The sequence below is a fragment of the Desulfosporosinus sp. FKB genome (assembly GCF_002196705.1).
Lineage (GTDB): Bacteria > Bacillota > Desulfitobacteriia > Desulfitobacteriales > Desulfitobacteriaceae > Desulfosporosinus.
Genome location: NZ_NADJ01000011.1, coordinates 114206 through 125133, shown reverse-complemented (window position 1 = coordinate 125133; position 10928 = coordinate 114206). Strand labels below are relative to the sequence as shown.

Sequence of the window (10928 nt, the reverse complement as noted above, 5' to 3'; positions counted from 1 at the left end):
ACAGACAAACCGGTAATTGACGAAGAAAACTGGCATTGTTTCGTTAACATGAAATGGGATCCACAAACCAAAGAATGGTCAGTCTTCAAACGTCCTGTTATCGATATGTTTGACGTTAAATTTTAAGGGATTCAATACCTTTAAGCTTTAAATTGCTACTATATTAATAGGTTAACTCCCAGAGGGACGAGTATGACTTTTCGAGATTATCGAAAGGTTTATACTCGTCTTCTTTTTTTAATATGCATTTTCATTAAAAGGTTTTTGTGTTTTTCTTAATCTAATACTATTCATTATATTGTCAGAAGAATAACCTTCGGTTGTCCTCTAGCCTATAAATTCGCAGATTAGCCTGCTGCATGGAGAATCATAAAGAAAAACGTCTGACAATAATAAATGTTAATTATAAAATTTTGATTAAATTACATATTTCATGAAATCAATCCTTTATAAATTGCTATTAAAGTCTAGACATGAGGAGGATAATTAAATAAACAGTGTATTATCTTCTAAATAAAATGAGGTAAATTGGATACAAAAGAAAAGGCCTTTGTAAAAACATAAAGTTGTTAATTAAATCAGCAGAATAAGGCATAAATAATATACAGAATATTCTAAAAAAAAATTCTTACCATAACATATCCTGATTACGACCATATTGACTCGGAATACTCACAGTGTTAATCTTATCTCATAAATTCAATATCAGTGCAGCGAGCTTATTATAACAAAGATTAAGGGTAATAAATGTATGATACCTGACAAACGGTTAAAATCTATCAAGATTTTTAGCTGAGGCGGTAAGCTCGTAATCAAGATTCGAAATGCTATTTTTCTTTACCAACAGACATGAATAATCTATTTCTCTTTCACTAATCCTTAGCTAGCAGGATTAACTTTTATAGATCTCCAAGTGAAAATAATCTCTATTACAAGCTTCGAGGACACAAAACAAGTGAAACGTTATTAAATCGTGTAGTGTTATGCCCCCCTAAATATCTTCGAATTCAACTACGAAATTAACTCCCAACTATAGATAGAAGGCTTAAGAGGTAGGAAGGAGGGGGAGTAAAATCTGTTAACTTAATAATCTTAATGTTGCGTAACTTGCTTATGCATAGGAGGAGTCAAAGTGGAAAAGGAAATTGAAAAAAGAAAAATTACATTTAAATTTTTATACGAAATATTTATGGTATTTTTTAAAATTTCCCCCATTACTTTTGGCGGTGGATTTGCCATGATTCCTATCATGGAAGAAGAAATCGTCCATAAAAAACAATGGATAGATCGTGAAAACCTCGTTGATATCTTCGCAGTTTCACAGTCTTTACCAGGGGCGATTGCTGTTAACTCTGCTACATTTGTTGGTTACCAGATCGGTGGCATTCCTGGTGCATTGTCTGCATTACTTGGAATTGTCATTCCTACATTTGTGATTATTATCATTTTAGGCGCTTTACTTAGTTCATTTCAGCAGAACATTTATGTTCAGGCTGCTCTGAAAGGAATTAGACCTATTGTAGTTGCTTTAATCGCCTCTGCGGCTTTTAAGATGGGACACGTTTCAGTAGTCGATAAAATAAGTGCCGCAATTTGCGCGGTATGTATTATGTCGCTCTTACTAATTAAGAGCCTTAACTTAATCCTGGTAATCTTCTTGGGAGCTTTTATTGGCATTGTGATTGTTAAAGTTAAGGATCAACAAGATAAAAGACTATCTCATAAGAAAGCTAGTGGTGAAACATTATGAGTTTGTATTTGGAAATGATCGTTACTTTTTTTAAACTTGGGTTAGTCAGTTTTGGCGGCGGCTATGCCATGATCCCTCTTATCCAGACAGAAATGCAAAGTCATCATTGGTTAGATATCAGTCAATTTACGAACTTAATTGCAATATCAGCAATGGCTCCCGGTCCAATTGCCAGTAACACAGCAACAGTAGTGGGGTATAAATTGGCCGGTTTAGTAGGGGCCGTAGTTGCTTGTATTGGAGTAACTTTACCATCATTACTACTTATTCTTGTTGTCGGAAAACTGTTTTTTACATTCCAGAATCATCCCTATGTAAAAGCTGCTTTCTATGGACTGAGGCCGACAATCGTTGGAGTAATCGCTTATGCTGCTATTAAATTTGCCGTAAGTAATGGTATTATCGGAGGTAGTCAATTTATTGACATTAAGAGCAGCATCTTATTAGTGGCAGCTTTTATCTTATTAATTAAGACAAAAATACATCCGGCATATCTTATCTTAGCATCAGGAATAATCGGCGTTTTCATATTTTAAGACATTCCCGATCAAATTTTAATATGCATCATTTGATTACCTCGAAGAAATAATCTTTGAGGTATTTTTTTAGAGATAAATCTTACTAAATAATAACTTTATTTATGATTTGTCTCTACTTGTTTATGAGCATATTAATATGCTATAATTTTTTATATCGTAGAAATTATAAATAAGGAATTAATTAGCATAAGCTTATTTGAGTATTTCAACTAGTACATCAGTCTAATGAATTATATTATCACAATATCCATCATGGAGAAAGAGGTGTTTGTATGAACGGTTCTAAGTTTAAAGTTTTACTTTATTCTGATGGCTCACATCAAGCTTTTTCAGCGGCGGTATACACAGCAACGCTTTTAAAAAAGATTCCTAATATGCAATTAACTATCCTTCAAGTACAAGAAAGCGAAGATGAATCACAAGAAATGAGTTACAGCTGGTTAGAGCTGCGACCAAAATATAAGCGTTATCATTGGGGATGTTTATCTGAAAATGAATATAAATGGTTTGATTCATGGCCAGAGAACCCAAGTCCGGAATGGATGAGTGGTGTACTTAATGAATCTGAGTCAAGCTTAAAAAGCCAAAAACAATATGCAAGAATATTAAAAAAGACCAATGAGATTTATCAGAAACGGTCAGCACATGTTAATGAACAAATCCTTTACAAAAAAACAAGTCCGAATGAATCTGTTAGCATTTCTGAGACAGTAAAAATGATTACTGATTATGCTAATAGTAATCCTTTCGAATTAATAATTATGGGTACTCGAGGTCTTTCAACAATTAAAGGTTTAATTTATGGTAGTTTAGCCCATACAGTACTTGATAAATCTAAGCTTCCTGTTTTATTAATAAAAAAACTTCCGCAGGATTTTATTGATAACTATCTGACTTCTGAAGAACTTTAACAACATCTAAAGAAAACTGAAAATAAATATTAATTATTTATTAAAATATTTTATTCTCAAAATAACAACGGAATGTATTAAAAAGATATTCAATTGAGCTTAAAAGGCTTTGGAAGAAGAAATTCTTTCCAAAGCCTTTTTGTATAAGTATTATTATTTTTATAGTCTTAGAATTGACAACCAAAGTTCTAATTAAGTACCGAGGAAAGATTGTAGTTATTAATTATATTGATTATGAACATATTGATTTGATATAGACACCATTTAAATACAATGCTAATCTGTACTTGTTAGTAAAGTCACAAGGAAAAAGGAGGGGTGAATGCAAAAAATACAAATCTAAGTATCGGATTAAGGTAAAATCTGAGAAAAAAATTGATATCTTTTTTAACCTATTATAAAATCTTCTTACTGTTTTAGTTTTGCTAAAACTAAGTGCTTCCAAAAGGATATGCTTTTATTAGTGTGGTATCATGATGCGGTATGAATCAATCTGATAGAAAAAAAACAGCCTTAGAAAGGCTGCTAAGAAATTTGACATGTTAATTATACCATAAACTCGAAACAATGCTGAATAATTATTTTCGAAATAAAAACGGAAATTTTATAGAATTTATTTATATGGCCAATAAGTGCGAAATATTACTAGCTCAAGTTATTCAGGGAAGGGGCTATTTATATGGAGAGTTCATATTTTAATGTCTTGCTCTATTCCGATGGGTCGGCACAATCAATCTCTGCCGCTGTGTGTGCCGCATCACTCATAAATAATATTCCGAATATGAAATTGACAATTCTTCAAATACGTGAAAGTCATGAACGTTTTATGGGGAGTGAGTTTAGTTGGAGTGAATTAAGACGAAAGTATAAGAGGATTTACTGGGAGTCTGAATCGGAGCTTAGTTGGTCACAGACTTATCTTAAAATTCCTGAAGATGATTGGTTTAAACAGATGCTTAATTCAGAAGAAGATCATAGAGATCAATATGCTCGTTTAGTATCGAAAACAAATCGCATATTCGTGGAAAATTCGTCCCAAATAAACCATCAACTATTATTTTCCAATATTGATAAATCAGATACCTCTGATACTGCAGATTTAATTTTAAACTATTCTAAAAGAAACTCATTTAACCTGATTATTATGGGAACACATGGTTTCTCAATGTTTAAAGGGTTAATTTTCGGGGGCTTAGCTCATAAAGTACAAAATAAGTCATCAATCCCTGTATTATTAATTAAAAAGCTGCCTCAAGAATTTATTAGTAATTTCTTATCGGACACAAGAGAAGAGAACTCCCAAATTGCACATATGATCAGTGGCCGTACCGGTAATATATTTTTTTAACTTATGAAGCAGGAACAGGATAACTTGCCCTAAAAGAGAATTTCTCTTTGGGGCTTTTATATGCATGACTGAATACTGAAAGAAGGGGTTAATTTGTCATCGTTAAATGAAACTAATACAACAACTTCAAGTCCGGCTGAATTAGTTGAACGGGAGACCGGAGATAAATCATATCCTATTTGGCTATTAGTAAATCCTAAACATCCGGCTGTACGCCATAATATTTGGGCACCAGTTCTTGCAGAGATACAAGATAAGGTTTATAGGGACCTGCGTACGAGAATTGACACAACGAAACTATACACGAGAAAAGTTGTTGGCGACAGCCGAATAATTCCCAATACTTTAAATTGGTGGGGCATGGAATTAGCTAAAGAAATTGAGCTTTTCAGGGGAATGGTTGTGGATTATCAACCTAAGATTTTAATAACATTTGGCTCATTTCCTTTTGAATTTGTACGAAGAGTCTATGAAATATATCCGGAAAAGGGGCCTAAGTTTTGGGGTACCTCAAATTTAGGTGATGAATTTGGTAAAGCTCTGGAAAACTTTGATATCACGAAAACTAATCGCATACCTTTATTGCGCAGAGTCGTAAAAAGTGGGAGATTTATCGAAGATCATAATTATTATGGAGAAAACTATTTTCAATATGTAGGGAAAAAAATAGCTGAAAAGATAATAGAGAATAAAGATAGCCTAGATATATGGATTAAATAGGGTTTAATAAGAATTAAATAAAATGTTAAGTGACAGCAACTACCCTGAAGACTTCAAACTTCAGGGTTTGTTTTTAACCACGTTAGCAAGAAGTCCCCTCCCTCAAATCGTCGCAACGATTAGGGAGGGGATGAATTGCGTTATCTCAACAAATTATTGTCTCTTCATTGCTGTATAATAAATTGCAAGGGAGGTGAACAAGCCATTGCTTAAAGCCTATAAATATCGACTCTACCCGAACCAAGAGCAACAAATCTACTTCGCAAAAACCTTTGGTTGTGTTCGATTTATCTATAATACAATGCTTCATGACAAAATAGAACATTACCAAACCACTCAAACGATGTTGAAAAATACCCCTGCACAATACAAAACTACGTTTCCTTGGCTTAAAGAGGTCGATAGTTTGGCGTTAGCCAACGCTCAGCTTAATCTTGAGAAGACCTTCGCGTTAAAACTATGGTCAAGAACCATAAGCTTGCCAAAGCTATCTCCGTAGCGTCCTGGAGTGAATTTCGCACCATGATAGAGTACAAAGCTCATTGGTACGGACGCGAGGTGATTATCGCTCCCGCGAACTACGCCAGTAGTCAACTCTGCTCAGTTTGTGGCTATAAAAACGCTGATGTAAAGAATCTCCAGCTTCGAGAGTGGGATTGCCCCTCGTGTGGCAATCACCACGACAGGGATGTCAACGCCAGTAAAAATCTTCTCAACCTTGCCTTATAAATAGGGTATTCTGTGGGGTGGGTCACACCCTTTGAGCTTGGGACAACTTGCTACGTTAGTAGTATTGACCAAGAAGCCCCCACTTCAACGTTCGCAGAACGTAAGTGGTGGGAGCATGTTCACCAGACAAGTTATCAGTGACAGTGACAGGAAGTAAAACAATCATAATCGATAGAAATAACCCATATTAAGATTAATTTCAAAGAAAAATATCCTAGGTAATTAAGAAATATTATAATAATTTTTGAATAAGATTTTAAGAATATTTCGGCGGAAATACACAATTTAGCGAACTCAGAAGTTTTAAGACAATTCCAAGGTTTAAATATTTCTAAGCACCTTTGATTTTCAAGCGTTTTTTCTTGATTTTACTTCTTTATAACTAAGATAGGTCACAGGCTGTTATCCTTATTACCATAAGAATATAGCTGAAGTTGATGCAATGGTATGGTCAGATTAACTAAAATGGAATAAATAGACATTTAAATACGCTCTATCCATAGGATAATCTAATTACGATAATATTGCCTAGTTATAGACAATACCTTAACACAATGATAATCTTTAATTGTGAGGATAAGTACATACTTAAGGCAAGGAGGGAGACAACACTGCCATAATCTTTCAAATAGAGGAGCGATACAGTTAAGAAAGCATACCTAAGGGTTGCTAAGAAATTTGATTAAATATTTGATAAAGCATTATTTATAAATTAAAGACATTTGCTTAAAAAGCAGATTCCTAACCCAAGTTAAAGAACTGATCATATTTAGATGTTTAAATCTTGTGAGGAGGGATTTTCATATGTCTAACTTAACGCTTAACAGATACATTCCTGCGATAGAAAAAATAAAACAGGAGACAGGGGATAGAGGGTACCCTATATGGTTGCTTGTCAATCCCAAACATCCTGCTGTTCGACACAATATATGGACTCCCGTTCTTGCTGAAGTACAGGATAAGGTGTTCCGAGTTTTGCATTCAAGGATAGATACTTCAAATATTTATATTCGAAACGCGGTTAGAGTAAGCGAACTGGTACCAAATACTCTAAACTGGTGGGGCGTTGAAGTAGCTGAAGAAATTGAGATCTTTAAGGAAATTGCTGTTGAATCTAAGCCTAAAATTATTATTTCCTTTGGTGCATTCCCTTTTGAATTCTTGAGAAGAGTTTATCAGATTAAACCTGAAAAAGGGCCAAAGTTTTGGAGCACAGCTAATCTTGGTCATGAATTTGGTAAAGCAATTAATAATTTTGATATTATGAAGACCAATAGAATTCCATTGCTTCGGCGAGTGATTGAAACCGCGAAATTCACAGTAGATCCAAATTATTCGGGCCCTCATGACGGCGAGACATACTTTCATTATGTCGGGACAAAAATAGCGGATAAAATTATTGAGAATAAGGATAACCTCGATATTTGGATCTAGCATTTTTACAATCATAGAATGATTGAACCCCAATATATTCATTTGGCTGATTTTAATCTAGCATTATGGACTTAGTCAAATCATTAGTGCAATTTTGAACTAGTAAATCTATTTATCTAATCGACTCCCGCTTCAAAGGTGGGAGTCGTTCCCATACCCTGCTTCGGTGGAGGTAGAGTCACCCACCGAAACCCCGATGTTCAGCTTTAGCTGAACGAGTTCACTATTACGAGGCAAAGTTAAAGGAACAATTTTAAACATGTTCGCTTTACTGAATTGAGTAAAGTTTCTTTCAATAAAATTATTCTCTTGTGAAAATGAGTTGGAATTGACAAAAGTTTTAGGCGAAATTGATAGAGGTCTGTAGTGAGTATGTTCCTACGGGCCTTTGTTTTTTTTAGGGACACTTTATAGGGCTCGAACCATAGATAAAATCGATTATGAACATATTGTTATCCTATAGACACGAGGCAAAGACAAATGTTACTCTATTTGTGAGAAGACTCACATATTAAGAGTAGGGGGTGTGAGATTTACAAAAATATATAAGTTAAAGACTTAATGCCTTAATGCCTAGAAAATTTAACGTATATAGGAGGCCCAGAATATGATCGGACAATTTTTCGCCCACACCAGTTCAATATTTGCATCAACTAGTCTTGCTGTGGCGAATGCAGCTAGTACACCAGGTGTGCCCTGGTGGGTGTGGCCGCTTGCCTTGATGGTAACAACCTTCTTTATAGGTATTGTTTCGGCCTTAGCAGGGATTGGGGGAAGCACACTATTTGTACCAATCATTAGCAGCTTTTTTCCTTTTAACTTTGATTTCATTCGCGGCACGGGTTTATTTGTTGCACTTGCATGTTCATTGTCTGCCGGGCCAAAGCTCCTCAAAGCAAATATGGCCAGTTTGCGATTAGTGATTCCCCTGGCATTGCTTGCTTCCTCTTCAAGTATCGCTGGAGCTTATTTAGGACTTGCTCTTCCACAGAATATATTGAAAATATTATTAGGCGTTTTAATTACAGGTATAGCCTTAGTATTTGTGTTTTCGAAAAATAGTGAAATCCCCAAGATTGGCCGTCCGGATTCCTTAGCTCGCTATCTGAATATCGGGGGCGCATATTATGAGTCTTCCAGCGGCCAAGATATAAGCTGGACGGTTTGGAGACTGCCTCAAGGTTTGTTGCTCTTCTGCCTTATTGGGGTTATCGCTGGAATGTTTGGAATTGGCGCAGGTTGGGCTAACGTTCCTGTATTGAATCTCCTGCTAGGTGCTCCTCTCAAAATAGCAGTTGGTACGAGTATGTCACTACTGGCAATCACTGATACCTCAGCAGCCTGGATTTATTTAAATCAAGGTGCAGTACTTGCAATAATTACTATTCCGTCAGTTCTTGGCATTATGCTTGGATCACGTGTAGGTGTTCGGCTTCTCAATATTACAAAACCTAAATCAATCCGCTATATTGTAATCCTTATGTTATTATTTGCTGGGTTAAAATCTTTATTAGATGGATTAGGATGGGGGTAAAAATTATGAATAGTCAAGCTTCTATTTCCAATGGCCATGCTCAAAGTGTAGTCAATCCTTCGGATGCTGCTCTAAGTTCAATGGTTAGTCCTGAACAGAATCGATATGCAAATATTTTATTAGTATGTTCCTGGGCCGGCATAGGCATTATGGCTGTTACGTTTATCCTGTATATGGCGGGTTTATTTAATCCAATGGTTGCGCCTTCGCAAATGCCTCAGTATTGGGGGCTTTCAGTTCATGAATATGCAAAACTTACTAATGCTCCTTCGGGTTGGAGTTGGTTAACAATGGTCAGTCATGCTGATTATATGAATTTAGTTGGATTAGCATTTTTAGGACTAGTTTCTGTTATTGGTTATATTACCTTGTTTGTCAATTATTCTATAAAAAGAGATATCCCCTATGCAATTATGGTGGGGTTGGAAATTATTATTATACTCTCGGCAGCTTCAGGCGTTTTTCATGTGGCTGGATAAGTTAGTTAATGATAAACTGCTTAACCAGCTCGAAACCAATTTCAGAGATGATAATTGATTGTGATCATATCTGGGCTTTAACTATAGATGAGCTTAAAAGGGGAGTCAAAATACTCCGAAAAAAATTTTAAAACACTAGAGACTGAGAACTCGTAATTGTGATAGAATAGTTCTATATTATTTTAGGAGAGATTGAAATTATGAATGATTCTCAGTTTAAAGTACTTCTTTACTCTGATGGCTCGCACCAGGCATTTTCTGCAGCGGTTTACACAGCTACACTACTACAAAATATGCCAGATATGCAATTAACGGTATTAAGAGTTATTGAGGAAAACGAATCTCCTTTATTTAAAGCGTATGATTGGAGAGATACTTGGCCGGCTACTCCTACTTCTGAATGGATGAAGCATGTTCTTTCTGAGTCGGATAATGAGACTGAGAAGGAATATTATAAGATTCTTCGTAAAACAAATCAAATCTTCTTCAACCAGGGATACAATGTTGCCCATAAAGAAATATACACTAAGGGCTCAAGCGATGCTCCTAATGATACATCTCATATTGAAGATATAATCCTTGATTATGCAAATACTAATTCTTTTGATCAAATTATTATTGGAACGCGTGGTTTATCAAGTTTTAAGGGGTTAATCTTCGGCAGTTTAGCTCATAATTTACTTAATAAGTCAACGATACCAGTTATGCTGATTAAAAAGCTTCCACAAGAATTTATAGATAATTATTTGGGAAATTGATAGGAATTATTATTAAACATTTATCCAATTGTAAGACTCCCACTTAAACAAGTGGGAGTGGTTCCCATATCTTGCTTCGGTGGGGGTAAAGTTCCCCCGAAGCCCTGATGAAAAAGTTAGACAAAAATAGGTTTTGATTTTGTTGAGGTGACTGAATAAGCGGTTACCTCTTTTTTTGCTGCGTTAATTAAACGGTACTATACGGCATTCATGCCGCTAAGCTTTTGCTTTATACGCTCAACAGGTGGTCAAGACTTGAAATACGATTCGGATGTGGGGCACAAGCACCAGCGTTATAAGGATGTGGATGAAATTTTGTTCTGAAAAGAGGCTTCTATTTGTTTTTGGGAATTTTTTTTTTAGGGTCATTCCTTCAGCATCGGTAATAATTATTGGTTAGTTACTGCTTTCAACTGGATACCTAAACCATTGATGAGCGTTTTAGAGAATGAGAATGTCAAATTGTAGGTAATATAAGATATATTTGGCGGTATTTTGCAGATTATATTGCAAGTAATGAATCTGAGTAAGGAAAAAAATCCACAAAGTAATCATAAGGATAACTGAAGTATTGTGGAACTAAACCGGCAATTACATTATTTTTCATTTTTGCCATTACGTTAATTGATGGTGAGCATATTGATTTCCCATAGACAGAATAAAAACATAATGTTAACCTTTTATTAAATTAGTGAAATATTTAATTTGGAGGTGAGAGCAATGTTA

9 protein-coding genes and 1 pseudogene are annotated in these 10928 nt (G+C 35.1%); all 10 read left to right on the top strand.

Features of this window, described 5'->3' with window-relative positions:
• Positions 1-1132: 1132 nt before the first annotated feature.
• Complete coding sequence (locus tag B5Y67_RS02685) at positions 1133-1750, top strand: chromate transporter (RefSeq protein ID WP_242975794.1); 618 nt, start codon at positions 1133-1135, stop codon at positions 1748-1750.
• Entirely contained in the window at positions 1747-2286 is a 540-nt protein-coding gene (locus B5Y67_RS02680; RefSeq protein WP_088225021.1) for a chromate transporter, read from the top strand. The genes B5Y67_RS02685 and B5Y67_RS02680 overlap by 4 nt, the downstream gene beginning before the upstream one ends.
• Before the next feature lie 275 nt (positions 2287-2561).
• A complete protein-coding gene (locus tag B5Y67_RS02675; protein WP_088225020.1) occupies positions 2562-3200 on the top strand; it encodes a universal stress protein in 639 nt (212 codons plus the stop codon).
• A 679-nt stretch (positions 3201-3879) separates the two neighbouring features.
• Positions 3880-4548 (top strand): universal stress protein, encoded by a 669-nt coding sequence (locus tag B5Y67_RS02670; protein ID WP_088225019.1) that lies wholly within the window; start codon positions 3880-3882, stop codon positions 4546-4548.
• Positions 4549-4641: 93 nt separating this feature from the next.
• Positions 4642-5268 carry a hypothetical protein gene (locus tag B5Y67_RS02665; RefSeq protein ID WP_088225018.1) on the top strand — a complete coding sequence of 209 codons (627 nt, stop codon included), beginning with the start codon at positions 4642-4644 and terminating at the stop codon, positions 5266-5268.
• 205 nt (positions 5269-5473) lie between these two features.
• A pseudogene (locus B5Y67_RS02660) lies at positions 5474-5997 on the top strand (RNA-guided endonuclease TnpB family protein).
• An 804-nt stretch (positions 5998-6801) separates the two neighbouring features.
• Positions 6802-7431 (top strand): hypothetical protein, encoded by a 630-nt coding sequence (locus tag B5Y67_RS02655; protein ID WP_088225017.1) that lies wholly within the window; start codon positions 6802-6804, stop codon positions 7429-7431.
• A gap of 607 nt (positions 7432-8038) precedes the next feature.
• On the top strand, positions 8039-8965 hold the full coding sequence (locus tag B5Y67_RS02650) for a sulfite exporter TauE/SafE family protein (RefSeq protein ID WP_088225016.1): 927 nt from the start codon (positions 8039-8041) through the stop codon (positions 8963-8965).
• A gap of 5 nt (positions 8966-8970) precedes the next feature.
• The gene (locus tag B5Y67_RS02645; RefSeq protein ID WP_088225015.1) at positions 8971-9444 is read left to right on the top strand and encodes a DUF1634 domain-containing protein; all 474 of its coding nucleotides are present in this window, start codon (positions 8971-8973) and stop codon (positions 9442-9444) included.
• A 200-nt stretch (positions 9445-9644) separates the two neighbouring features.
• On the top strand, positions 9645-10202 hold the full coding sequence (locus B5Y67_RS02640; protein WP_088225014.1) for a universal stress protein: 558 nt from the start codon (positions 9645-9647) through the stop codon (positions 10200-10202).
• The last annotated feature ends 726 nt before the right edge of the window (positions 10203-10928 follow it).